This is a genomic window from Rhizobium sp. NRK18, from assembly GCF_024385575.1.
GTDB lineage: Bacteria > Pseudomonadota > Alphaproteobacteria > Rhizobiales > Rhizobiaceae > JANFMV01.
In genome coordinates this window covers 3,723,770-3,748,623 of the sequence record NZ_JANFMV010000001.1, presented here as the reverse complement: position 1 = coordinate 3,748,623, position 24,854 = coordinate 3,723,770, and the positions used below count along the sequence as shown (strand labels likewise).

22 protein-coding genes are annotated in these 24,854 nt (G+C 62.9%); 12 read left to right on the top strand and 10 right to left on the bottom strand.

Going from position 1 to position 24,854, the window contains the following annotated elements; translation table 11 throughout:
• Positions 1-247 precede the first annotated feature (247 nt).
• The gene (locus NN662_RS17795; RefSeq protein ID WP_261931552.1) at positions 248-1,384 is read left to right on the top strand and encodes a fumarylacetoacetate hydrolase family protein; all 1,137 of its coding nucleotides are present in this window, start codon (positions 248-250) and stop codon (positions 1,382-1,384) included.
• Between the two features lie 88 nt (positions 1,385-1,472).
• A complete protein-coding gene (locus NN662_RS17790) occupies positions 1,473-2,198 on the top strand; it encodes a copper homeostasis protein CutC (RefSeq protein WP_261931551.1) in 726 nt (241 codons plus the stop codon).
• Here NN662_RS17790 and NN662_RS17785 read toward each other — a convergent pair whose 3' ends face one another.
• The 5 genes from NN662_RS17785 to NN662_RS17765 are packed head-to-tail and all read right to left on the bottom strand — an operon-like array spanning position 2,199 to position 7,680.
• Entirely contained in the window at positions 2,199-3,638 is a 1,440-nt protein-coding gene (locus tag NN662_RS17785) for a M81 family metallopeptidase (RefSeq protein WP_261931550.1), read from the bottom strand.
• 10 nt (positions 3,639-3,648) lie between these two features.
• Positions 3,649-5,568, bottom strand: a complete 1,920-nt coding sequence (locus NN662_RS17780) for a beta-N-acetylhexosaminidase (protein ID WP_261931549.1) — start codon at positions 5,566-5,568, stop codon at positions 3,649-3,651.
• 33 nt (positions 5,569-5,601) lie between these two features.
• Positions 5,602-6,381: an SDR family oxidoreductase gene (locus NN662_RS17775; RefSeq protein ID WP_261931548.1), complete on the bottom strand. Its 780-nt coding sequence runs from the start codon at positions 6,379-6,381 to the stop codon at positions 5,602-5,604.
• Positions 6,382-6,404: 23 nt separating this feature from the next.
• Positions 6,405-7,268 carry a MurR/RpiR family transcriptional regulator gene (locus tag NN662_RS17770; RefSeq protein WP_261931547.1) on the bottom strand — a complete coding sequence of 288 codons (864 nt, stop codon included), beginning with the start codon at positions 7,266-7,268 and terminating at the stop codon, positions 6,405-6,407.
• 22 nt (positions 7,269-7,290) lie between these two features.
• Complete coding sequence (locus NN662_RS17765; RefSeq protein WP_261931546.1) at positions 7,291-7,680, bottom strand: RidA family protein; 390 nt, start codon at positions 7,678-7,680, stop codon at positions 7,291-7,293.
• Positions 7,681-7,780: 100 nt separating this feature from the next.
• Between NN662_RS17765 and NN662_RS17760 the strand changes: the two genes are divergently transcribed.
• Genes NN662_RS17760 through NN662_RS17750 form a run of 3 tightly spaced genes read left to right on the top strand, consistent with a single transcriptional unit; the run spans position 7,781 to position 10,867 of the window.
• Complete coding sequence (locus tag NN662_RS17760; RefSeq protein ID WP_261931545.1) at positions 7,781-8,272, top strand: hypothetical protein; 492 nt, start codon at positions 7,781-7,783, stop codon at positions 8,270-8,272.
• A gap of 30 nt (positions 8,273-8,302) precedes the next feature.
• Positions 8,303-9,778 carry a M81 family metallopeptidase gene (locus NN662_RS17755; protein WP_261931544.1) on the top strand — a complete coding sequence of 492 codons (1,476 nt, stop codon included), beginning with the start codon at positions 8,303-8,305 and terminating at the stop codon, positions 9,776-9,778.
• Positions 9,779-10,867, top strand: a complete 1,089-nt coding sequence (locus tag NN662_RS17750; protein ID WP_261931543.1) for a D-TA family PLP-dependent enzyme — start codon at positions 9,779-9,781, stop codon at positions 10,865-10,867.
• 25 nt (positions 10,868-10,892) lie between these two features.
• Here NN662_RS17750 and NN662_RS17745 read toward each other — a convergent pair whose 3' ends face one another.
• The 5 genes from NN662_RS17745 to NN662_RS17725 all read right to left on the bottom strand — a co-directional run bounded on the left by NN662_RS17745 (position 10,893) and on the right by NN662_RS17725 (position 16,458).
• Complete coding sequence (locus tag NN662_RS17745; RefSeq protein WP_261931542.1) at positions 10,893-12,026, bottom strand: ABC transporter ATP-binding protein; 1,134 nt, start codon at positions 12,024-12,026, stop codon at positions 10,893-10,895.
• 154 nt (positions 12,027-12,180) lie between these two features.
• A complete protein-coding gene (locus NN662_RS17740; protein ID WP_261931541.1) occupies positions 12,181-13,389 on the bottom strand; it encodes an ABC transporter substrate-binding protein in 1,209 nt (402 codons plus the stop codon).
• A 130-nt stretch (positions 13,390-13,519) separates the two neighbouring features.
• Positions 13,520-14,377 carry a carbohydrate ABC transporter permease gene (locus tag NN662_RS17735; RefSeq protein ID WP_261931540.1) on the bottom strand — a complete coding sequence of 286 codons (858 nt, stop codon included), beginning with the start codon at positions 14,375-14,377 and terminating at the stop codon, positions 13,520-13,522.
• Positions 14,374-15,258, bottom strand: coding sequence for a carbohydrate ABC transporter permease (locus NN662_RS17730; RefSeq protein WP_261931539.1), 885 nt, complete (start codon positions 15,256-15,258; stop codon positions 14,374-14,376). Before NN662_RS17730 ends, NN662_RS17735 begins: the two co-directional genes overlap by 4 nt.
• A 39-nt stretch (positions 15,259-15,297) precedes the next feature.
• Complete coding sequence (locus tag NN662_RS17725) at positions 15,298-16,458, bottom strand: Gfo/Idh/MocA family protein (RefSeq protein ID WP_261931538.1); 1,161 nt, start codon at positions 16,456-16,458, stop codon at positions 15,298-15,300.
• A gap of 293 nt (positions 16,459-16,751) precedes the next feature.
• On the opposite strand from NN662_RS17725, the gene NN662_RS17720 reads away from it, so the two are divergent.
• From NN662_RS17720 to NN662_RS17690, 7 genes are all read left to right on the top strand, one after another.
• On the top strand, positions 16,752-17,387 hold the full coding sequence (locus NN662_RS17720) for a TetR/AcrR family transcriptional regulator (protein ID WP_261931537.1): 636 nt from the start codon (positions 16,752-16,754) through the stop codon (positions 17,385-17,387).
• Positions 17,380-18,345, top strand: coding sequence for an HlyD family secretion protein (locus NN662_RS17715; RefSeq protein WP_261931536.1), 966 nt, complete (start codon positions 17,380-17,382; stop codon positions 18,343-18,345). Before NN662_RS17720 ends, NN662_RS17715 begins: the two co-directional genes overlap by 8 nt.
• The gene (locus NN662_RS17710) at positions 18,342-19,304 is read left to right on the top strand and encodes an ABC transporter ATP-binding protein (protein WP_261931535.1); all 963 of its coding nucleotides are present in this window, start codon (positions 18,342-18,344) and stop codon (positions 19,302-19,304) included. The genes NN662_RS17715 and NN662_RS17710 overlap by 4 nt, the downstream gene beginning before the upstream one ends.
• Complete coding sequence (locus NN662_RS17705; protein ID WP_261931534.1) at positions 19,301-20,437, top strand: ABC transporter permease; 1,137 nt, start codon at positions 19,301-19,303, stop codon at positions 20,435-20,437. The genes NN662_RS17710 and NN662_RS17705 overlap by 4 nt, the downstream gene beginning before the upstream one ends.
• A gap of 108 nt (positions 20,438-20,545) precedes the next feature.
• Entirely contained in the window at positions 20,546-21,253 is a 708-nt protein-coding gene (locus NN662_RS17700) for an ABC transporter ATP-binding protein (RefSeq protein WP_261931533.1), read from the top strand.
• A gap of 4 nt (positions 21,254-21,257) precedes the next feature.
• Positions 21,258-23,621, top strand: a complete 2,364-nt coding sequence (locus tag NN662_RS17695) for an ABC transporter permease (RefSeq protein ID WP_261931532.1) — start codon at positions 21,258-21,260, stop codon at positions 23,619-23,621.
• Between the two features lie 5 nt (positions 23,622-23,626).
• Entirely contained in the window at positions 23,627-24,820 is a 1,194-nt protein-coding gene (locus NN662_RS17690; RefSeq protein ID WP_261931531.1) for an efflux RND transporter periplasmic adaptor subunit, read from the top strand.
• Positions 24,821-24,854 lie beyond the last annotated feature (34 nt).

Here is a 24,854-nt window from a genome sequence, read left to right as displayed (position 1 = left end):
ACTTCGCCTTGATCGACGAGAATTGGAATAGCGGAATATTTCGAACCGGATTTTTCACCAATGGCCCCCCAATACAGTGTGGCGCACGAACGCCCTCAAATCCCGGGCATTATTTGCAGAATGCCTTATCAAGCGGTTAAGCAGCCGGGTAAGTATTGACGATTGGCTCGGTGAGCTTGCTACGGCGTTGACGTTTTGCCGATGGTCGCCTTATGAGTGTCCCTCGAAACAGGATGAGGAGAAGGCCATGTTGGCGCAGGATTTTACTACCGGACTTTTCGTTGGGCGCGTCTGGCGCCGGGATATCGATGGCCCGGCTCTGGTCGTCTTGCGCGACGGCGAGGTGGTCGATATCACCGGTAAGGATGCCCCGACCATGCGCGATCTTCTGGAAAAGGAGGATCCGGCCGCCTACGCCCGCACGGCGAAGGGTGAAGCGCTGTGTTCGGTCGCGGATCTGCTCGACGCACCGCAGGGCAAGGCTTTGACGTTGTTGGCGCCCTGTGACCTGCAGGCGGTCAAGGCCTGCGGTGTCACCTTCGCCCGCTCGATGATCGAACGCGTGATCGAGGAACGCGCCGCCGGCAATGCGGCCCTCGCGCTGAAGATCCGCGAGAAGGTCACCGCCATCATCGGCGACAGCCTGCGCAACCTTAAGGCCGGTTCGCCGGACGCGGAAAGGGTCAAGCAGGCGCTGATCGAGGAGGGCGTCTGGTCACAATATCTCGAGGTCGGCATCGGTCCGGATGCGGAGGTCTTCACCAAGGCGCAGGTCATGTCGTCTGTCGGTCATGGTGCGGATGTGGGTCTTCATCCCGTCTCGAAGTGGAACAATCCCGAGCCGGAGATCGTGCTGGCGGTCAACAGCCGCGGCGAGGTCAAGGGCGCCACGCTCGGCAACGACGTCAATCTGCGTGACGTCGAGGGCCGCTCGGCCCTCCTGCTCGGCAAGGCCAAGGACAACAATGCCTCCTGCTCCATCGGCCCGTTCATCCGTTTGTTCGACGAGACTTACGCAATCGACGATGTCCGGCAGGCCGAACTGGATCTCCTGATCGAGGGAACCGACGGCTACGTACTGCACGGCAAGAGCTCGATGAAGGAGATCAGCCGCGATCCGCTCGATCTGGTCGCCCAGACGATCGGCCGGCATCACCAGTATCCCGACGGTTTCATGCTGTTCCTCGGCACCCTGTTTGCGCCCGTGGAAGACCGGGACAATCCGGGGCAGGGCTTCACGCACAAGGGCGATGACGTCGTGACGATCTCCAATGATCGCCTCGGCGCACTCAGCAATCGCGTGCGGCTTTCGACGGAATGTGACCCCTGGACCTTCGGCGTCTCGGCGCTGATGCGCAACCTGTCGAAGCGCCAGCTCCTCTGATTGCGAATAGAAGCTATGCGCTGGAGGCGGTTGTCACGCCGCCCCCAGGCCATAAGTTCTTTGCCACCCAAGAGGAGTGGGAGCGCTGATGGCTGAACGTATTCTCGAAGTTTGCATAGATGATGAAATCGGCATGATGGCGGCCTACCGCGGAGGAGCGGGCAGGCTGGAACTCTGCAGCGCGCTCTCCATCGGCGGGCTGACGCCGACACCGGGCCTGATCGCCGCTGCCGTCAATCTCTCCATTCCCTGCTATGCCATGATCCGCCCGCGCGACGGCGACTTTGTCTACTCCGAATCGGAGTTCTCGATGCTGATGCGCGAAATCGACATGGTCCGGCGCGCCGGCGTCGACGGCGTCGTGCTCGGCGCGACCCTTCCTGACGGCCGCCTCGACTACAATCTTTTAAAGATCCTCACCGGTCATTCCGAAGGGCTCGGCATGACGCTGCACCGGGCGATCGACCTTGTCCCGGATTTCGACGAGGCCGTCGAGATGGCGATCTCGCTCGGCTTCGAACGGATCCTGACCTCCGGTGGCAAGCGCACCGCGCCGGAGGGCGTCGATGTTCTTGAGCGGGCAATCGAAGTGGCGGCCGGCCGCATTTCCATCATGCCCGGCTCCGGCGTCAATTCGGAAACGATCGACGTGCTGTTGCCGCGCTTGAAGACGAACGAAATCCACGGCTCCTGTTCCGTCTCCGTCCCGGTCAGCAATCCCAAGGTCATCGAACTCGGCTTCGCGCCCACCAATCCGAAGAAGACCGACGAGACGAGCGTGCGGGCGCTGAAGACGAAGATCGACGCGCTCTGATCAGCGCGTCTGCCATCGTTTCGACAGCACCGCCACCGGCTTGAAATCGAAATCCTTCTGGAACGGATAGGTAGGTCGCAGCCGGCGCGCATTCGCCAACGCCTCGATGTCCTGGTTGACCGAACCGTCCGTCAGCGCCATCAGGTTGGGATTGGCGATCGGCGCCAGCTCCGGCGACAAATAGCCGGATTTGACCACCAGCAGCCGGACGGATTTCGGATCGAGGCCGAGCCGCGTGAAATCGGCGATGTTGTGATAGGGGCGGCGGCGTGCCGACAGGACGACGGTGATGCCGCCGATCGCCACCACGGCCTGTCGCTCGGAAGCCTCGCCCGGATCGTCCAGCCGCACGACACGCGCCTCGACCGTGACCGCCCGGCTCGCCGGATCGAGGCTGCCGCCGATGGTCAGCGTCACGCTCTGTCCTTCGCCGGCGGCAAAGCAGGCCTCCACCGATGGCCGGTCGCAGATGCCGGCAACGAGCGCGTCCTGCCAGCCGGCAGCGGTCAGTGCCGCAAGCACATCCGCCCGGTCGCCGACCCCACCGCCGGTGGGATTGTCACCGGAATCGGCAAGAATGATCGGCTTCGTTTCCGCCCGCGATGCGATGGCCAGCATGTCCTCGAGCGAACCCGTCGCCGGCCCGAAGCGGAAGTCCGCCCGCGCATTCCAGTAGGCCGCCGCCAGTTTCTCCGCTTCCCTTTCCGCCGTTGCCGCGTCCGTCGCCGTCATGATTGCCGCCGCCGTTGCCCGTGGTTCGTCCGCCCAGACATAGCCGACCATCAGATTGGCATCGAGAATGCCGTCAATGCGGTCGATCTCCGGCAACAGCGCGTAAAGCCCCTTGGCCGGCTCGTCTTCCGTCGAGGTTCTCTCGCCCGGCAGCAGCACCGGGATCTTTGCCCAGGCAATGCCGGGCTTAACGCCGGATGTCAGCGCCTCGACCAGCATGGCGAACGCCCGCTCCATCGTTTCCTGCGTGTCGATATGGGGCGCCGTTCGATAGGCTGCAAAAATGTCCAGCCGGTCGATGATCGGCTGGCTGACATTGCCGTGCAGGTCGTAGCTCGCTGCAACGATGCAATCCGGTCCGACGAGGTCCGAGGCCGCCGCAATCCAGTCGGCCTCGGCGTCGTCCATGCCCTCGACATTCATGGCGCCATGCATGGCGAGGTACAGCCCGTCGACGGGAAGCACGGCCGAAAGCCGCTCCAGGAATTCCGCCTTCAATGCTTCGTAAATCTTGCGTGACACAGGGCCGCCCGGCACCGCGCGGGCGTGCATGAGCGGCAGGCAGTCCATGCCGGAACCCGCCATGAACTGGAACCGTGCGTCGGACAGAAGATCCTCGCCCCTGACGACACGAAAATCCTCTTCCGTCATCAGGACCGAGGAGGATGTCGAGCATTCCGTGTGAATGCCGCCGAATGCGATGCGCATGGTCATCTCCTCAAAGCGTCGGTGAAAGCGGTGCGATCGCCGCAAAACGCAGCCAGTCCTTGCGCTCTCTTGGCGTCCAGGCGGCCTCGGCAATGGCGCTGAGGCGTGGGAAGACCAGATGGTTGAAGTAGGCGCGCGAGATGAAGTTCTCGGTCCAGATGCAGGCCTGGATGCCGCGCAGCCGGCCCTTCAGCGCCTCAGGGAATTCGCCTTCCGCCTCGTAGGCGTAAGTATGCGCCGGCGGCACCGTTCCGGCCCAGCTGGCGCCCGGCTCCTGCCATTCCTCGGCCTGCACCATGTCAAGATAATAGGCCTGGCCGGGCGTCATCACCACGTCGTAGCCTTCGCGTGCAAGCTCTATCCCCACCTCCGGGTTCTGCCACGCCATCAGCAACGTGCCGTCGGGGCTGACGCCGCCGCCGTGAGCGACCTCGTTCCAGCCGGCAAGCTTTCGGCCGCGCGCGTCCAGCATCGCCTTGACCCGCTTCATGAAATGCGATTGCAGCTCGAACGTCCCGGCAAGACCTTCCTTGTCCATCAGGGCGCGGGCGAGGGGCGACTTCAGCCACGAGCCGTCGGCCACCTCGTCGCCGCCGATGTGAATGTATTCGGACGGGAAGAGCGTGACCATCTCGTCGAACACCTTGCCGAGGAAGTCATAGGTCGCTTCGATCGCCGGGTTCAGCGCGTTGTTCGGATAGCCTTGGACGGAGCGATAGCTGTCGGGGGCTTCCTGACCATCGGTCAGGTCCGGATAAGTGATGAGAACCGCCGTGCAATGGCCGGGAATGTCGACCTCGGGCACCGTCTCGATATGGAGCGAGGCAGCATGGGCGACGATCGCGCGCACCTCCTTCTGGCTGTAGAAGCCATGGCGCGGTTCGGCTCCGTCGCCGAGCTGTGGGATCAGCGGTTCGTCGGGACCGCGGCGGGCGCCTGTGTCGGTCAGCGCCGGATAGGCCTTGATCTCCAGGCGCCACGCCTCGTCGTCGGTCAGGTGCCAGTGGAAGATGTTGAGCTTGTGCCAGGCGAGGAGATCTACGAAGCGCAGCACGTCCGCCGTCGGGATGAACTGACGGGAGACGTCGAGATGGCAACCGCGCCAGCCATAGCGCGGGCTGTCGGAGACGCGTCCGGACTTCGGGAAGCGGAAGCCGCTGCCGCCGGGACGGGCACCATGCAGCAGTTGCGCAAGGCTGGTCAGGCCGTATTGCCGGCCGGCAGCGCCGCCATAGGCGAGCTGGATGCCGCCGGGCTCGAAGGCGATCTCGTAGGCTTCATCAGCGTGTCCCGGCTTTTCGGCAAAGGTGACTGCAATACCGCCATCGACCGCGACCAGTGAGAAGGGCAGGTGGTCGACCGGGAAGAGCCGCTGGTAAAGCCCCTGGATCGCCGCCATGGCCGCAACATCGGCGGCGGTGCTTCCTGCTGCCGGATAGAGCGCTACCGGCACCGCGTCACCGGGTTCCAGCGTGCTTTCACGCGGCCAGGGCAGGAGCGAAAAGGGTTCGTCCGTCTTGCCGTCGGGCAGCAGTCGTGGCGGCGTCCGGCTTTCGGCTCCCTTCAGCATGAGGTCGCCGATCGCCATCGCCAGATGGCGGTTGTCCGCCGTCGTGACATAGGCGGATTTCGCGCCGTCCGTCACATGCTTTGCCGGGCGCGTCAGCCCCTCGACCGTGAAGGACCAGATTGCGCCGGGCGCGAGCGTGAAACCCTCCGGCGGCGCATATTCGTGATAGTTCGCGACCTTCCGGGTGAGACGGGCATTTTCGCAGACATGCTTTTCAGCCGTGCGGGTGAGCGATGTGTAGGAGAGGCGAAAGCCGGTCAGCGTCTCGTCGGAGAGGTTGACCAGCGAAAAATGGAACTTGCCGGAGGTGCCGGCAACGGGTTCCCAGGCGGCTTCCAGGCGAAATTGCGGAATGGTCATGGTCGGGGCTCTTTTATCGGTAGGTTTTGAAATTCAGTAATCGGCAGACTGGCTGAAGGTTGCCGCCAGCTCCGCCTGGCCGGCTGTCAGACCGCAATCGACCGGCAGGCAGACGCCGGTGATCGACCGGGCGGCGGGACCGGCCAAGAAACGCACGGCGCTTGCCACGTCCTCCGGCGGCACGACGCGTTGCAGCGGATACCAGCGGCGTGCCTCCTCGAAGACGTTCGGATTGGCCGCCGCGCGCGCCTCCCAGGCCTGCGTGCGCACCGTGCCCGGCGCCACCGCATTGGCTCGGATGCCGAACTTGCCGTATTCGACCGCGATCAGCCGGGTGAGATGGATCATGCCGGCCTTGGCGGCGCTGTAGGCCGGATGGCCGAAGACGGCGAGGCCGTTGACGGAGGCGATGTTGACGACCGACCCTTGCGACTGTTTGAGTGGCTCCTCGAAAGCCTTGAAGCAGTGGAAGCAGCCGTCGAGATTGAGCGCCATGTCGCGGCGCCAGTTTTCGGTCGTGGTGCTCTGCAGCGAAATATCCCGCGCAGCACCGGCATTGTTGACGAGTGTGGTGACCGAGCCGAGACCCGATGCGAAGGCTGCCAGCGCTTCGGTCGATTGCGGATCGGTGATGTCGCAGGCAAACGGCTCGAAGCGGGTGCGACCATCCGAGAGGTCGGCTGCTGCCGCCGATGCCGCCGACGCATCGATATCGGCGAGCACGACCGCATAATGGTCGCCCGCAAGGGCGCGCGCGACCGCCCGCCCTATGTCCCCGGCCGCTCCCGTCACCACTGCAACGCTCGTCGCCATCTCTGTTCGTCTCCGATATTGTTCTAGTCGCCGAGAAGCTGGCGATCGTCTTCGTCTCGGAAGGTCACCAACTGCTGCTTGATGCGCCGCAGCGTTGCCGACGCCTGGGTCTTGATCTTGTGCGCCGTGATATTCGCCAGCACGTCGGTCATCGCCAGATAGGCGATGCGCGTCGAGGTGGGGCGGAAGATGTCGACGCCTTCGGCAAGATCGATCGTCAGGGCAAGGCCTGCCGCTCTCGAGACCGGACTGTCGCTTTGCGTCAGCGCGATGGTGAAGATGCCGTATTCGCGCGCCTGTTCCAGGATGCGGACCAGTTCCCGGTTGCGGCCCGAGAAGGAAGAGCCGACGATCACGTCCTGCGTGGTCGCGGCGGCTGTCATCATCAGCATCATCTGGTGGTCGTTGCAGGCCGTGACATTGATGCCGAGCCGGAAGAGGCGGTTCTGCATTTCATTGGCGACCATCGAGGAATTGCCGCCGGACCCGAAGGCGTAGATCATCCGCCCCTCGGCAATCCGCGCCGCCGCCGCTTCGACCTTTTCGAGATCGATCGACCGGTGCAGGGCGTAAAGCGCCGACTGCGCCTTGGTGATGACGTTCTCGGCGATCTCTGCAGGCGAGGTCGCCCGGCTGGTCGGATTGAGATAGCGCGTGCCGACGAAGGCCGTCTGTGCGAGCCGCACCTTGAACTCGGAAAAGCTCTGGCATTCGAGCCGCCGGCAGAAGCGCGTCACCGTCGGCGGCGAGACGTCGGCCCGCTCGGCAAGCTCGATGATCGAGGCATTGACCGCAAAGTCGAAATCCGAAAACAGGATGTCGGCGATGCGGCGCTCCGATTGGGAGAGGGCCTCTTTCTCCTGCTGCAGCCGAGTGAGAATGTCCATGAGGTCCCCGCTTCCCGTTGGTCTAGGCCTGGCGGCCCTTGAAGGCCACGCAGTCGATTTCGACCTTGCAATCGACCATCATCCGCGACTGCACACAAGCGCGCGCCGGCGGATGTTCGCCGAAATAGCCCTCATAGATCTTGTTGAAGCTCCAGAAGTCCCGCGGGTCGTCCAGCCACACGCCGACACGCACGACATGCTCCAGCCCGTATCCGGCTTCCTCCAGAATGGCGATGAGATTCTGGATGGTCTTGTGCGTCTGGGTGACGATGTTGCCCTCGATGATCTCGCCGTCTTCCATGGCGACCTGGCCGGAAACATAGAGCCAGCCGTCCGCTTCGACGGCGCGCGCAAACGGCAGCCTCTGGCCACCCGCGCCCTTCTTGTCCGCTCCATACCGCTTGATCGTCATGTGATCCTCTTTATGCAAATTATTTTCTTATTTCGTTGACAATTGACCAGATAAGGCGGAAATTTGCCAGACAAAATTGCCATTCATGAAAAGAATTTAAATGCGCGACCCATTCAAGAACCCTTTCGACCCTTCGGATGAGGCCCGCAGCGCCATTTGGACGATGCTTGTTCCGCGCGATATCGATGCCTTTCTGGCGGCCGACTGGAGCATGGTCGCCGACGATTTTGTCGAGGAAGGCTTCATCGGCATCGATGGCGGCAAGAAGGAGAGCCCGGACGACTGGCGGCTTGCCTTCCCGACCCTCGCAGACTACCGCGACGAATGGCTGCGTCAGGCACAATCCTTCCAGAAGGAGAGCTTTGCCGAAGACCCGCGCACCGCGATTTTCACCACCACGACGCTGGAAGACATCGAGATCAATGGCGACATGGCGCTGGTGCGCAAGAAGTTCGACGGCTCGATCCTGAAGGCCGATGGTGAGCGCGACGTCATGAAGTGGCAGACGCTCTATTACTGTCGCCTGCATGACGGACGCTGGAAGATCTTCGGGTTCACCGGCTACCTGCCCAATCCGATGGGCGGGAAATAAGCCGCAAACATGCCGGGGAGGCCTTCATCCTTGCGTTTCTTTACCGCTGCCCTTGCGACCGAAACCAACACGTTTTCGCCGATCTGCATCGACCGTCGCGCGTTTGAAGCGTCGCTGTATGCACCGCCCGGCAAGCATCCGGCGACACCGACGCTCTGTTCGGCGCCGGTTACCGTTGGCCGCCGCCTCGCGCGCGAACACGGGTTCGAACTGATCGAGGGAACGGCCACCTGGGCCGACCCCGCCGGGCTGATCAATCGCGAGACCTATGAGGGACTGCGCGACGAGATCCTCGATCAGTTGCGCGCCGCCCTTCCGGTCGATGGCGTCGTGCTCGGCCTGCATGGCGCCATGGTCGCCGATGGCTATGACGATCCTGAAGGCGATTTTCTGACCCGGGTGCGCGAGATCGTCGGCCCCGATGTGCTGGTCTGCGCCGAGCTGGACCCCCATTCCCATCTGACCCGCAAACGTCTCGATGCGGCGGATTTTTTCGTGGCATTCAAGGAATTTCCCCACACCGATTTCGTCGATCGCGCGATCGACCTCTGGCAGATTGCGCTCGATACCGTTGAGGGTCGCGTGGTTCCGCGGATGTCCGTCTTCGACTGCCGGATGATCGACGTCTTCCCGACCTCGCGCGAGCCGATGCGCTCCTTTGTCGACCGCATGATGGACATGGAAAGCGCCGATCCGGATATCCTGTCGCTGTCCGTCATTCACGGGTTCATGGCAGGCGACGTGCCGGAAATGGGGACCAGGGTCATCGCCGTCACCAACGGCAAGGCGGAAAAGGGCGCGGCGATCGCCCGTGATCTCGGAATGGAGCTGTTCTCGCTCCGCGGAACCTTCATGATGCCGCAGCTGAACGAGAGAGAGGCGGTCGACGAGGCGCTTAAGACAGCCGAGGGACCTGTGGTGATCGCCGATGTCTGGGACAATCCCGGTGGCGGCACTGCAGGCGATTCCACCGTGCTGCTCGAAGAGGTGCTCGCGCGCGGTGTCACGGGAGCGGCTTTCGGAACGATCTGGGATCCGATTGCCGTACAGATCTGCATGGCGGCGGGCGAGGGAGCGGAAATTCCCTTGCGCTTCGGCGCCAAGTCGGCGCCCGGCACAGGCAATCCGGTCGATGCGCGGGTGACGGTCGTGAAGCTGCTGCGCAATGCCGAGATGCGCTTCGGCGAAAGCTATGCGCCCTTCGGCGACGCGGCCCATATCCGTTTTGCCGGCATCGACGTCATCCTCAATTCCACCCGCGCGCAAAGCTTCGACCCGAGCCTGTTCGAGGTCATGGGCATCGATCCGCGCCCGCAGCGGCTTCTGGTCATCAAGTCGACGAACCACTTCCATTCGTCCTTCTCGAAGATCGCCTCGAAAATCATCTACTGTGCGGCCGGCACGCCCTATCCGAACAATCCGGCAAAGACGCCTTACCGCAAGGCGCGCAGAACCATCTGGCCGATGGTTGAAAATCCCCACGCAGAAAAGGATGTGGTCGCTTAAATGAAACCCTTTGCACCGAAGCCCGGCATGGCTCTCGCCGGTCTGTCGACCCCCGTACCCGTCATCGACGAAGCCGTTCTCGCCGGCAACATTGCGCGTGTTCAGTCCTATATGGACGAGCATGGCCTTGCCTTTCGCCCGCACATCAAGACCCACAAGATCCCGGCGCTGGCCAGGGCGCAGACGGACGCCGGCGCGCGCGGAATCAATTGCCAGAAGGTGACGGAGGCGGAAGTCTTCGCCGATGCCGGCTTCGACGACATCCTGATCACCTTCAACATTCTCGGAACCGAAAAGCTTGCCCGTCTCGCAGCACTCAACGATCGGATCGCCAGCCTCAAGGTCGTCGCCGACAACGGCATCACGGTTGCCGCTTTGTCGAGGGCGTTCGCCAATGGCAAGCCGCTGACCGTGCTCGTCGAATGCGACACCGGCGGCGGCCGTTGCGGGGTGCAGACCCCGGAGGACGCACTGGCGCTGGCCAGGCAGATCGTCGGATCGATGGGGCTGAATTTCGGCGGGCTTCTGACCTATCCCAAGGCATTCAGCGAGGAGACGGTCGAGCGATGGTTTGCCGGCGCCGTTGCCCTGCTGAAGGATGCCGGCATCGAATGCCCGGTGGTCAGCAGCGGCGGCACGCCGAGCCTCTTCTCCGCCCATCTCGTGCCGACGGCGACCGAGCATCGTGCCGGGACTTATATCTACAATGACCGATCCATGGTTCGGGCAGGCCATTGCGAATACAGCGACTGCGCCATGCACATCCTGGCGACGGTCGTCTCCCGCCCGACGCCGGACCGCGCGGTGATCGATGCGGGGTCGAAGGCGTTGACCTCGGACTTGCTCGGCTTTGCCGATTACGGCTACCTGCCGGATTATCCGCAGGCGGTCATCACCGGCCTGTCGGAGGAACATGGCGTCATCGACCTGTCGAAGGTCACCGGTGAGCGGCCGGCGATCGGCGATCGCATCCGCATCATTCCCAACCACACTTGCGTGGTCTCGAACCTGTTCGATGAAATGGTATTTCACCGCGACGGTCTTGTGTCGCGCGTGGAGAAGGTCGCCGCCCGCGGGCTGGTCTGGTAGGGAGCCCTCGGGCTCCCTCCTTTTTTCAGTGCGTCATCGTCAGCAGTTGCGGATCGATCGCCGTCAGTTCGACCTGGCGTTCGAAGGCGCTGCCGTCTTCGTCGAACAGGTGGCAGTCGGCAGCGAAGAAGCCGCTCTCGATCGGCTCTTCCGAGCGGAACGAGGCGAGCCCGTCGAACAGGCCGCAATAGTTCTCGCTGTCGCCGAACGGCAGGATGAAATAGGCGACGGTATGGGCGCCGAGCCGTTCGACCACCGTCGGAACCGCGGAAATCTTCATGTCGCCCTGGCCCATCTTGATGTGTTCGGGGCGGATGCCGAGCGTCAGCGTCTTCCCGACCGGATTGCCGTGCGGCTTGACCGGAACGGTGATCGACTGGCCTTCATAGGAAACCGTGGTGCCCTCCGGCCCGGAAGCTGTGCAGCTGACCGGCAGCAAGTTCATCTTCGGATTGCCGATGAAGCCGGCGACGAACAGGTTCTGCGGCTTGTGGTACAGCTCCAGCGGTGCGCCGTACTGGGCGATGTCACCGCCATTCAGCACCACGATACGGTCCGCCATGGTCATGGCTTCCACCTGGTCGTGGGTGACGTAGACCATGGTCGCCTTGAGGCGCTTGTGCAGCTTGGTGAGCTCGATGCGCATTTCGCCGCGCAGCGCGGCGTCGAGGTTCGACAGCGGCTCGTCGAACAGGAAGATCTTCGGTTCGCGCACGATGGCCCGGCCGATGGCCACGCGCTGGCGCTGACCGCCGGACAGCATGCCCGGCTTCTGCTGCAACCGTTCCTCGAGCTGCAGCACGCGCGCCGCCTCGTGCACCTTGTTCTTCAATTCAGGCTCCGGCATCTTTTCGACCCGCAGCGGGAAGGCGATGTTTTCGAACACCGTCATGTGCGGATAGAGCGCGTAGGACTGGAACACCATCGCGATGCCGCGCTTGACGGGCGGCAGGTCGTTCACTCGGTTGCCGGCGATGTGAATGTCACCGTCGGAGATTTCCTCAAGCCCGGCGATCATCCTCAAAAGCGTGGACTTGCCGCATCCGGACGGGCCTACGAAGACCACGAACTCGCCTTCGCGGATTTCGAGGTCGATGTCCTTGATGACGTCGTAGGTGCCGTAATTTTTGCGAATCTTGGTAAGGTTAAGCTGTCCCAAAACGCCAACTCCTGTCGTCCGGTTCATCCGGACGTATGATATGCGATCGGTTGAACAATACCGGACATGCCCTGCACTGAGAACTGCGTTGCATTCCGGGGTGAAAAGGAGCGGCCCACCATTCCGGGAAGGACTGGCGGGCCGCAGGCTGGGATTACTTGTAGTCTTCGATCTCGGTGGCAGCCTTCTTGATCGCATCCTCAGGCTTTGCCTGCTTGGTGACGACCGACTGCACCATGTCGATCATGGCGTTCTGGAACGCCTTGTAGTCGGTGAACAGCGGCTCGGGGCCACCGTTGGAGATGCCGTCCAGGAACGGCTTCCAGGTCGGGTCGGCCTTGACCATTTCCTCGACGCCCGGAACCGGACGCAGCGGCGTCAGGCCATGGGTCTTTTCATAGAAGAACTGGTGTTCCGGGTTGGTGAGCCACTTGGCGAGATCCGCAGCCTTGTCCTCGTAGCCGGTGCCCTTGAAGACGGCCAGGCTGTCGGTGATCAGCAGCGTGCCGGGACCCTTGGCCTGCGGGCCGAGCGGCAATGGGCCGACGCCCCAGTTGAGGTCCTTGTTGACGCGCACGCGCACCCACGGACCTTGCTCGATCATTGCTACCTTGGCATCGTTGAAGAGCGGCGTCAGTTCGTCCTGCTCGTAGGCGGTCGGACCTTCTTCCGAAACGTCCGTCATCTTGCCGTACCAGGTCAGCGCTTCGACGTTCTGCGGGCTGTCGAGGGTGATCTTGCCTTCGTCGTCGATGACCGTGCCGTTATTGGTATAAACCCAATGGAGGAACTGGTGCATGGTATTGTCGAAGGTCTTGGCGGTCAGACCATAGCCGGCAGTGCCGGTCTTTTCCTTGATGGTCTTGGCCATGTCGTAGAGTTCCTGCCAGGTCTTCGGCGGGGTCTCCGGATCGAGGCCGGCCTTCTTGAACAGGTCCTTGTTCCAGTAGAGTGCCTTGGTCGAGAAGGCGACTGGAACGCCCCACTGCTGGCCGTCGAAGGTGACGGTGGAGACGATGTGCGGATAGTAGGAGGCCTTCTCCTCGTCCGTCATCGGCACGGGAACGATCAGGTCGCTCTCGGAGAGCTGCTTGAGCGTGCGCGAGCCGACATAGGCGAGGCCGACCGGCGTGCCGGCGGCGGCAAGCGTCGTGATCTTGTCCTGGCACTGCGCCCAGCCGACGATTTCGACCGAGACCTTGTAGCCGGGGTTCTTGGCTTCCCACTCCTTGATGAAGCCGTCATAGCCTTCGGCGAGCGTGTCGCCGCACTGGATCATGGTGACGGTCGTGTCTGCGGCGGCTGCCAGCTGCGTGGAGGCGAGAAGCGCCACGGCTGCTGCGCCGATAAGAGTTCGGGTCATGTTCATTGCTGGGTTCCCTTCTATTGTTTGCCCGTTCGGCAAGGCCCCGGGTTGACGTCAGTCACTCCCTTCCCGGGGTCTTGCCCTAATCCGCACACAGCTTTCTCGATGCCGTCCACGAAATCTGTTGTCATGTCTTCACGGCTCCCGCCGTCATGCCGGCCACCAGGTAGCGCTGCAGGAAGATGAAGACGATGAAGACCGGCAGAATACCGAGGAAGCAGGCGGCCATGAGCTCGTTCCAGATGACTTCCTGGCGTCCGAAGAAGGCATAGAGCCCGACGGACAGCGGCATGTATTCGGTCTTGGAATTGAAGGTCAGCGCAAAGATGAACTGCTGCGCGTAGATGGTCAGGAAAGAATGGATCGCGACGACGGCGATGCCCGGCAGGGCAAGCGGAATGATCACCCGCCGGAAGGTGTAGAAGCGGGACGCGCCGTCGACGAGTGCTGCCTCTTCCAGTTCCCGCGGAATGCGCAGCATGTAGGTGCGCAACAGCCAGATGCCGGTCGGGATGACGAAGGCGACCCCCGGCACGATCATGGCGAAGTAGGTGTTGAGCAGGCCGAGCGTGCGCATCAGCCGGAACAGCGGGATCAGCAGGACGGCGCCGGAGAACATGTTGACCGCGAGGAATCCACCCATCAGCGGTCCGCGCCCCTTGAACTCGAAACGCGCGAACGCATAGGAGGCCGGCACGATCAAGAAGAGCGAGATGATCATCCCGACGCCGGCGATGAAGATCGAATTGAGGATGTAGCGCCCGAGCAGCGGCACGCGCTGCCACATCGTGTGATAGGCCTCCAGCGAGCCGTCATCCGGCCAGAACCGATAGGGCGAGGAAAAGAGGTGCGACAGCGGCTTCAGCGAGACGAAGAAACCCTCGACGAAGGGCGCCAGCACGAAACTCAGGAACAGGAGGATGCCGGCATAGATGCCGAGCTTCTCGTACCAGGTGTAGCGGTTGATCAGCGCGCTGGAGCTCATCGTGCGGCCTCCCCGGAAAAGCGGTTCACCATGCGGAAATAGAGCCAGCAGAACAGCGACAGGAAGATGGTGATCAGCACGGCCCGCGCGGCACCTTCGCCGAACTTGTAGGCGCCGATCGCGGTTCGGTAGGTGTCGATGATCATCGTCGTGGTCTGGCCGCTCGGTCCGCCCTGGGTCAGGATCCAGATGATGTCGAAGGAGTTGAAGGTCGAGATCAGCGAGATCATCGACATGGTGATCATGGCCGGCACGATCAGCGGCAGGGTGATGCGGCGGAAACGGTAGAACCGGCCGGCGCCGTCGGTCCAGGCGGCCTCGTAGAGATCGGTGGGGATCGACTGGATGGCGGCTAGCAGGTAGATCGTCACGAAGGGAACGCCGATCCACACATCGGTGACGATCGTCGCCCAGAAGGCCGTCGGCCCGGTCGACAGGATGGGGAAGGGGCCGTCTAGAAAGCCGAAGCGCTGCAGCAGTCCGGAAATCATGCCGAACTGGCCATTGTACATCCAGCCCCACATGAAGATGCCGATGGCCATCGGCACGATCCATGGCGGCATGGTCAGCACGCGGAACAGCGTGCGACCGGGGACGGCTGCATTCAGCAGCACCGCGGCGCAGGTGCCGATGATCATCTTGAAGAGCACGGAGAAGAAGGTCCACACGAAGGTGCGGACGATGATGTCGGAAAAGCCGCGACGGAAAATCTTTGTGAAGTTTTCGAAGCCGACCCAGTCATAGGTGCGTTTGAGGGAGGCGTCGGTAAAGGAGAGCTTGATGGTATCGATCAGCGGATAGGCGACGATGATGAGGACATAGATCAGCGCCGGGAGCAGAAGCATCCAGGCAAAGAGCACCGCACTTCGTCTTGTCGTCATTCCCTGCATTCAAGCTCCCCTTTGTTTTTTTGTGCTTGATTATGCGGCCTGTGCCTGGAGTGCGGCGTCGAACCGCGCCCATATGGGCCGCAAGTCGACCACCGAGCGCGTTCGCCGGGCCTCGTCCATCGCCATTGCCAGGACGCCGGCTTCCATGGCGTTGAGCGCCGAGACCGGCAGCGGCGTGCCGTTCTTCATGTGGTCGAGAATGTCTTCGACCATCTGCTCGTCGGCGCCGTAATGCTGCGACAGCGTCGTCCTCGTGTTGTAGCGCTCCTCGACCACCTTCTTGCCGGTATGCGCGTCATGAACGTCGACATAGCCGCGGATGAAGTCGCCTTCCGCCATGCCCTTCGAACCGATGACGCAGAAGCGACGGAACTGGTCCGGCACGTTGAGGTTGGTGTGGAAGGTCATCGCCACGCCGTTCTCGTATTCGACGATCGCGGTCTGAAAGTCGATGATGTCGGCATCGCTGTCGAACACCTTGTCGGTGCTCATCCAGCCGCTCGGCTTGCGGTGATAGACTTCCATGTCGTTGGTGCCCTGATTGGCGGGCGAATTCTGCGGAATGAAGCTCTTGCGGCCGCCGAAGCTTGCCACCCGCTCGGGCCGGCAGCCGACGACGCCGTTGTAAAGGTCGAGGTCGTGGCAGCATTTTTCCAGCATGAAGCCGCCGGCATAGCGCTCGTAACGGCGCCAGTCGCGCATGAAGAAGGCGCCGTGATAGGGTTCGATATGCTCGGATGCCTCGATCGAGACGACTTCGCCGAGAAGGCCTTCCGCCTGGGCGGCGCGCAGCTTCTTGTAGTGCGGGGAATAGCGCAGCACCAGGCCGACCATCAGGCGGTCGTGTCCGTACTTGGCGAGCAGGTGCGCGAGTTCGTAGGTCTGTTCCAGCGTCGTGACGATCGGCTTTTCGGAGAACACCTTGCAGCCGGCTTCGAGACCGATGCGGATATGCTCGAGATGCATGTGGTTCGGCGACCCGATCATCAGCAAGTCGAAGGTCTCGTTGGCGATCAGTTCCTCGGGCGTCGCATAGACGTTGCCGGGCGAAATGCCGTGCTCGTCGAGGGTCTTCATGCCGGCGGGCGCGGGGTCCACATAGCCGGCGATCTGGAACTCCTTGTCCAGCGCATTGAACACGTAACTCAGATATCCAAGACGGTAGCCGAGACCGATGATACCTACTCTCATTGATGGGACCCTTTACGATACGTCGTGTTTTCGTAATTTATTTTCTTAGGCTCTGACAAATTTTCCTCCCAGTCAATCGAATTTCGGTCAGAAATGCGAAGTCTATGAAATTCATTTTCAAATTCGTCAGGTTGGTTGATTTTTTATCCGACACTTGTTGAATTTTTTCAAGTCCCTTTCATGGCGCGCCGGGAAAGCCGCAAAATCGAGCGGGGATGAAGGATTCGACAGTCGCCATGTTTCGTATTATATAACTGACCGGTCAGTTATTTATTCGTGCAAACGGGATCGTCATGCCTCAAACTCCGAAGTTCCGCCGCCGTCCGACAGCGCGCCCCGACGAGGTGCTCGATGCAGCGCTCGATCTCTTCATCGAGCGCGGCTTTGCCATGACACGTGTCGAGGACATCGCCGAGCGCGCGGGTATTTCGAAGGGTGCGGTCTACCTCTACTTCCCCAACAAGGAAGCGCTGATCGAGGCGATCGTGAAACGGGCCCTCGTCCCGGTCGCCGAAAACGTGGCGGCGCTGGCGAAAAACCTTTCCGGCGATCCGGCGGAGGACATCGTGCGGATGATCCAGCTTGTCGGCGGCCGTCTCGGCGACCAGCGAACGGCGGCCGTGCCTCGTCTCATCCTGTCGGAAGCCAAGCTCTTTCCGGAACTTGCCGCGATATATCGCCGCGAAATTCTGGACCGCGGCCTTGCCGCCGGAAAGATCGTGCTGGAGCGCGGCATGCAATCGGGCCGCTTCCGCCGGATTGATCCTGATCATGCCGTGCGTGCCGTCGTCGGTCCATTGATTGCCAACCTCATCCTCTTCCAGGTCTTCGGCCTTGGAAGCGCTGAGCGAGAAGCGCAGGAGAGCTTCCTGCGCTCCCATGTCGACATCCTGATGAACGGATTGCTGCGGGAGAAAGACGATGAATGAGGTCCAATCCTGGCTGGGGGCAGCCTTCACCGCCCTGTTGAGCCTCTTCTCGCCGGCCGAGCCCACCGGCTTCTCCGGCTATGTCGAGGCGGACTACACCTATGTCGCGCCGCTCGCCTCCGGTCGTCTCACCGATGTCACCGTCCGCGAGGGCCAGGAGGTTGCGGCCGGCTTACCGCTGTTCGATCTCGATGATGCCGCTGCGGCAAGCGCATTGGCGCAGGCAAGGGCGGAGGCCGATGCCGCGACAGCCGATGTCCGCAATCTCGAGACCGGCTCCCGCGAGGCGGAACTCGACGTCATCCGCCAGACCTTGCAGCAGGCGCAATTGACCCTGCAGCAGGCAACGACGGACGCGTCACGGATCCGCGCCCTTGCCGTGCGCGGGGTTGCGACCTCCTCCGATCGCGACAAGGCCGACACCGCCCTGCAAAAGGCCGCGTCCGAGGTTCGCCAGCTGAACGCACAGCTCGCCGCAGCCGAACTGCCGGCGCGTCCGGAGCAGATTGCTGCGGCGAAGGCGAAGGCCGAGGCGGCGCAGCAAGCGGTCGCGCAGGCCGAGACGGCGCTCGGCCATTATCATGTCGCCGCGCCGGTCGCCGGCAGGATCGATCGTCTCTTCCTGAAAGCGGGTGAAGTCTCCGGCCCCTCCGCGCCCGTTCTGTCGATCGTTCGGACAGGTGACCTCAAGCTGCGCTTCTTCGTGCCGGAAGCAGTGCGAACGCAATTTGCGATCGGCGCGCGGGTCATGGCGGAATGCGACGGCTGTGACGGCGAATTCAAAGCGACCGTCACCTATCAGGCTTCCGAGCCGGAATTCACGCCGCCGCTGATCTACAGCCGCGACGAGCGCAGCCGGCTCACCTTCATGACCGAGGCCCGCTTGGACCCGGAGGGCTTCCGCCCGCCCGTCGGCCAGCCGGTAACGGTTCGCCCGGCCGACGGTTCGAGCCGATGAGCGACGGGGAACAGGATCGCGAGACGGTCATCGACGTGACCGGCCTGACCAAGGTGTTCGGCACCAAGACGGTAGTCGACAACTTCGATATTCGCGTTCCGCGCGGCGCGATCTACGGCTTTCTCGGCCCGAACGGCAGCGGCAAGACGACGACGATCCGCATGCTCTGCGGGCTGCTCACCCCGGATGCCGGCTCGGGCACCTGTCTCGGCATGGACATCAGGACCGACAGTAGCCGGATCAAGGAGCGGGTCGGCTACATGACCCAGAAATTCTCGCTCTACGAGGATCTGTCGATCCGCGAAAACCTCGACTTCATCGCCCGCATGTACCGGCTGGATCGAAGGCGCCAGCGGGTGGAACAGGCGCTTGAAGACCTTGGGCTTCGCAACCGCGCTCATCAGCTCGCCGGCGAACTCTCCGGCGGCTGGAAGCAACGGCTGGCGCTGGCCGCCTGCATGCTGCACGAGCCGGACCTGCTGCTTCTCGACGAACCGACCGCCGGCGTCGATCCGAAGGCACGCCGTGAATTCTGGGACGAGATCCGCCGCCTGTCGCGCCGTGGCGTCACGGTGCTCGTCTCCACCCATTACATGGACGAGGCGGTGCAGTGCGAGTTCATCGCCTATATCGCCTATGGCCGAAAGCTGATCGACGGACGCACCAGCGACATTCCCGATCAGGTCGGCCTGGAGACCTGGAACGTCGAAGGCCCGAACCTCACCGCGCTTGAAGACGATCTGCGGGGTGCGCCGGGCGTCGATCAGGTCACCCGGTTCGGAACGGCCCTGCACGCTTCCGGCGCCGACCACGATGCGCTCGCCAGGACGGCCGAGGCCTTCCGCGAAAGGGACGCAACGCGCGACTGGACACGGCACAAGGCCGGACTTGAAGACATCTTCATCTATCTGATGTCCAGCTCCAGGGACAATTTCGGCGGCCGGGAGCCGGGCAAATGAGGACGGGCTTCTCCTTCAGCCGCTTCCTGGCCGTGCTCGTCAAGGAATTCATCCAGATGCGGCGCGACCGCGTCACCTTCGCCATGATGGTGGCCCTGCCGATCGTCCAGCTTTTGCTGTTCGGCTACGCCATCAACACCGATCCGCGCCATCTGCCGACCCTCGTCGATATCCGCGACAGCGGACCGCTGACCCGGGCGCTCATCGCAGGGCTGAACAATTCCACCTATTTCGACATTCGCGGCGCGGTTTCCGGAGAGAAACAGGCGGATGCGGCATTTGCCGCCGGCCGGGCGACCTTCATCATCGTCGTCCCCGGCAATTTCGAGCGCGACGTCGTACGCGGCGAGAAGCCTTCGGTGCTGCTTGCCGCCGACGCCTCCGATCCGACGGCGACCGGCGGTGCAGTCGGCGCGCTGAACGGCATCATCGAGGCGGCACTCACCGACAGCCTGCCGGGCGCCCTCAAGCATCTTGCGCCACAGGCGCCGCCTTACGACATCGTCGTCCACAAGCATTTCAATCCGGCCGGCGTCACCGCCTTCAACATCGTCCCCGGCCTGCTGGCGATCATCATTTCGATGACGATGATCATGATCACCGCGGTCGCCATCGTGCGCGAAACCGAGCGTGGGACGATGGAGACGCTGATCTCCACCCCCGTCCGGCCCGCCGAGGTGATGCTCGGCAAGATCCTGCCCTACGTCTTGGTCGGCTATGTGCAGACGCTGGTCTTTCTGGTGATTGCGCTCGTGCTTTTTGCGGTTCCCTTCGAAGGCAGCGGCTGGGCCTTCCTCGCCGGGCTCAACCTGTTCATTGTCGTCAACCTGGCGCTTGGCTTCCTGTTCTCGACGGTGGCCAGAAACCAGATGCAGGCCATGCAGATGTCCTTCTTCTTCATCCTTCCGTCGGTCCTCCTGTCGGGCTTCATGTTCCCCTTCGCCGGCATGCCCGGCTGGGCGCAGGCCGTCGGCAGCGTCATCCCCGCCACGCATTTCGTCCGCATCGTCCGCAAGGTGATGCTGAAAGGGGCCGGCATGGTCGACATCGTGCCGGACATGACCGCGCTCGGCCTGATCATGGTGGTGATCACGGTCGTCGCCATGCTGCGCTACCGGCAGACCCTCGACTGACCTTTGCTGCAAGGTTCAATGGCCTCCTGCATTTGACATGTATCAACAAATGCATCGGCCCCGCATGCGAGGTATGATTGCGGGGAGGGTGTCCGCAAGGCGGTGAACATGCGCAAGGCCATCTTCAGAGTCGACGAATTGACGAAGGTCTACCGGACCGGCGATGTCGAGGTCTTTGCCCTGCGCGGTGTCGACCTCGAGCTTTTCGAGGGCGAGATGACGGTCCTGCTCGGCCCCTCGGGCAGCGGCAAGTCGACGCTGCTGAACATCATGGGCGGGCTCGACCGTGCCACCGACGGAAAGGTCTTCTTCGAGGACAGCGAACTGACCGCCTGTACCGAGCGCCAGCTCACCCGCTTTCGCAGGGAGCATGTCGGCTTCGTCTTCCAGTTCTACAATCTGATCCCAAGCCTGACGGCCTGGGAGAACGTCGCGTTGGTGACCGAAATCTCAAGGCACCCCATGTCGCCGGAAGAAGCGCTGGACCTTGTCGGCCTGAAGGAGCGCATGCACCACTTTCCGGCCCAGCTGTCCGGTGGCGAACAGCAGCGCGTCGCCATTGCCCGAGCGATCGCCAAACGGCCAAAGGTGCTTCTTTGTGACGAGCCGACGGGCGCGCTGGATTCGAAGACCGGCGTTCGCATTCTCGAGGTGCTCTGCCGGATCAACGAGGAATTCGGCACGACGACGGCCGTCATCACCCACAATGCCGGCATTCGCCAGATCGCCCACCGGGTCGTCAGTTTCCGCGACGGCCGCATCGAGGACATCGTCGTCAACGACAGGCGCATCCCGCCCGCGGAGGTGACGTGGTGACGCCATGAGGATGCTCGATCGCAAGCTGACACGGGACTTTGCCAGGCTGTGGGCGCAGATCATTGCGGTGGCTCTGGTCATGGCCTGTGGCGTGGCGACGATCGTGATCGCCATTGGCGCCTATCGCTCGCTGGACGAAAGCCGGAGCGCATTCTACGAGCGCTATCGCTTTGCCGACGTGTTTGCCGGCGCCACCCGCGCACCGGACTATTTGAAGGATCGGATCCTCGGCATCGACGGTGTGGCGAGGGCGGATCTGCGCATCGTCCGCCCGGTCGTGCTGGACATGGAGACAATGAGCGAACCGGCGACCGGCACGGTCATCTCCATTCCGGATTTCGGCCAGCCGTCGGTCAACAGGCTCTATGTCCGGACCGGACGGCTGCCGGCGCCCGATCGCGACGGGGAGGTTGCCGTCAACGAGAGCTTCGCCAAGGCGCATCGCATGGCTCCGGGCTCTCGGTTCCGTGCCATCATGGACGGCCACAAACGCCTCTTGACGGTTACCGGCATCGTTCTGTCGCCGGAGTATGTCTATGCCATCGGACCGGGCGACATGGTTCCGGACCCCCGTCGTTTCGGCGTCCTCTACATGTCGAAGAAGGAAATATCCGGCCTGTTCGACATGGACGGCGCTTTCAACGACGTGGCGCTGCAGTTGCTTCGCGGCGCCAGTAGCGCGACCGTGGTCGATGCGCTCGATGTGATATTGAAGCCCTATGGCGGGCAGGGCGCCTATCTGCGTGACCGGCAGGTCTCGCATACCTTCCTCGACAATGAACTCATCCAGTTGCGGGCCATGGCTTCGGTCATCCCGCCCGTCTTCCTGTTCGTCGCCGCCTTTCTGGTCAACATGATACTCAGCCGGCTGATCGCTCTGGAGCGGGAGCAGATCGGTCTCCTGAAGGCGGTCGGTTACGGCAACGCGGCGATCGTGTGGCATTATGCCAAGCTGACCATCGTCATCGCGGTTCTCGGCGTGGCGATCGGCGCTGCCGCCGGAAACTGGGCGGGCCGCGGTCTCACCCGTCTCTACGCCGAATTTTATTCCTTCCCCGTCCTGGTTTTCGCCGAGAGCATCGACCTTTACGTCATCTCGGCAGCCATCGCCGTCGCTGCGGCGCTTGCGGGCGCGGCTCGCGCCATCGCCGGCGCGGTGGTCCTGCCCGCAGCGGTCGCCATGCAGGCACCGGCGCCCGTCCGCTACCGATCAGTGTTCGGCATCGGACAGACCATCACACGGCACTTTTCGCAGATGACGGTGATGGCGTTCCGGCAGATCATCCGACGGCCGCTGCGCGCCCTGCTGACGACGGTCGGTGCGTCCTTCTCCGTAGCGCTGCTGGTGACCGCTCTGTTCTCCTTCGACTCGATCAATTTCATGATCGATGCCGTCTTCTTCCAGGTCGAACGACAGGACGCGACCCTTTCCTTTGACCGAAACCGCGGTCCCGCCGCGCTTCAGTCGGTCGCCGCATTGCCGGGCGTGATGCGCGCCGAACCGTTTCGCGCCGAGCAGGCGATCCTGACGAACGGGCACAGGGAAAAGCGGCTGCCGATCACCGGCCTCCCGGACGGAACCGATCTCGCCCGCATCGTCGATCTCGGGCTGCATCCGCTCGATCCGCCCGCTTCCGGATTGATGATCTCGGACCGCGTCGCCCGCTACCTCGGCGTGGGCATGGGAGACCGCATTTGGGTCGATCTCGTCGACCGTGACCACAAGCGGGTCGATGTGACGGTCACCGGCATTGTCGAAAGCTATGTCGGCCTCGTCGCCTACATGCGCCTCGATGAACTCGATCATCTGGCTGGCGACGGCGCGCGCTTGACCGGTGTGAGGATTTCCGTCGACCGCACCAGGCTTGACGCGCTTTACCGCAAGCTGAAGGCCATTCCCGCGATTGGCGCCGTCGCGTTGCAGGGCGTCTCGCGCGACAATTTCCGCAAGACGATTGCCGAGAACATAACCATCATGACGACGGTCTACACCATTCTCGCCGTCATCATCACCTTCGGGCTGATCTACAACTCCGCCCGCATCCAGCTGTCGGAACGGGCGCGCGAACTGGCGAGCCTGCGCGTTCTCGGCTTCACGCGCGCCGAAGTGTCGAGTGTCCTGCTGATCGAGCTTGCGGTGATCATTGCTTTCGCCCAGCCGCTCGGCTGGCTGTTCGGCTGGCTGTTTTCCTGGTCGGTGGTCGAAGGCTTCGACAGCGACCTGTTCCGCATACCGTTCGTCATCAACCTTTCGACCTTCGCCGTGGCGAGCCTGGTCGTCATTATCGCCGCAGCCCTGTCGGCGCTGATCGTCCGTCGTCGCGTCGACCGTCTCGATCTCGTCCGCGTCCTGAAAACGAGGGAGTAACGAAAATGCCTTCTGCCTGGCTGAAAAACGGAGTCTATGCCCTGCTTGGTATCGCGGTCATCGGGGGATTTGCCTTCGCGCTGCGGGAAAGGCCGGTGCTGGTCGACACGGCCCAAATCGCCGAGGCGCCGATGAAGGTCTCGATCCTGCAGGAGGGCAAGACGCGGGTGCGCGACGTCTACACGGTCTCTTCGCCGATCGCCGGCCATCTCGCCCGCACGGTGCTGGAGGAGGGCGATCCGGTCAAGGCGAATGCGACGATCGTTGCAGCCATCCATCCGCTCGATCCGCCGCTGATCGACGACCGCACACTGGCGGAGCTGAAGGCAACGGTCGAAGGGGCGGAGGCGGCCGTCGCCATGGCCGAAACCCAGTATGAGAGCGCCAGCGTCAATCTCAGCCTGTCCGAGAGGGAGCTCAAGCGCTCGGAGGATCTGGCCAGGACGAGCGTCATTTCCGAAAGCACGCTGTTGAAGGCAAGGACCGATCTCAAGACGAAACTGGCGGCCGTCGCAGAGGCTCGCGCCGCCATCGACCTGCGCAAGGCGGAACTTGCCACCGCCCGCGCCAAGCTGATGCAGCCGAACGATAGCGGGGCACCGGGCGGCCGCACCTGCTGCGTCAATGTGACGGCTCCTGTCGATGGCGTCGTGCTCGCCGTCTTTGCCAAGAGCGAACAGCCCGTCGCCGTCGGCGCGAAGATTGCCGAGATCGGCGACCCCGCGAAGCTTGAGATCGTGGTCGACCTTCTGTCTTCCGATGCGGTCAAGCTGGGCCCGGGCACCGAAGCGCGGATCCTCGACTGGGGCGGCGAGCCGCTGGAGGCGAGCGTCCGGCGGATCGATCCTGCCGCATTCACCAAGGTATCGGCACTCGGGATCGAAGAGCAGCGGGTGAACGCCATTCTCGATCTCGATACGACCGATCCGCGCCTCGGCCATGGCTTTCGTGTCTATGCGGAGCTGACGGTCTGGCAGTCCCCCGGCGTCCTGCAGATCCCGATCGGAGCACTGTTCCGCAATGGGCGAGACTGGAGCGCCTTTGCCGTGCGCGATGGTCAGGCCGCGCAAGTGACACTCGAGATCGGGCACATGAATGATGAGACGGCCGAGGTTCTCTCCGGCCTGTCGGCCGGCGACATGGTCATCCTGCATCCGAGCGATATCATCGAGCAGGGCACGCTCGTCAGCCAGAGATAGAAGATGGGACTTGACCGTGATCAAGTTCCGGGCA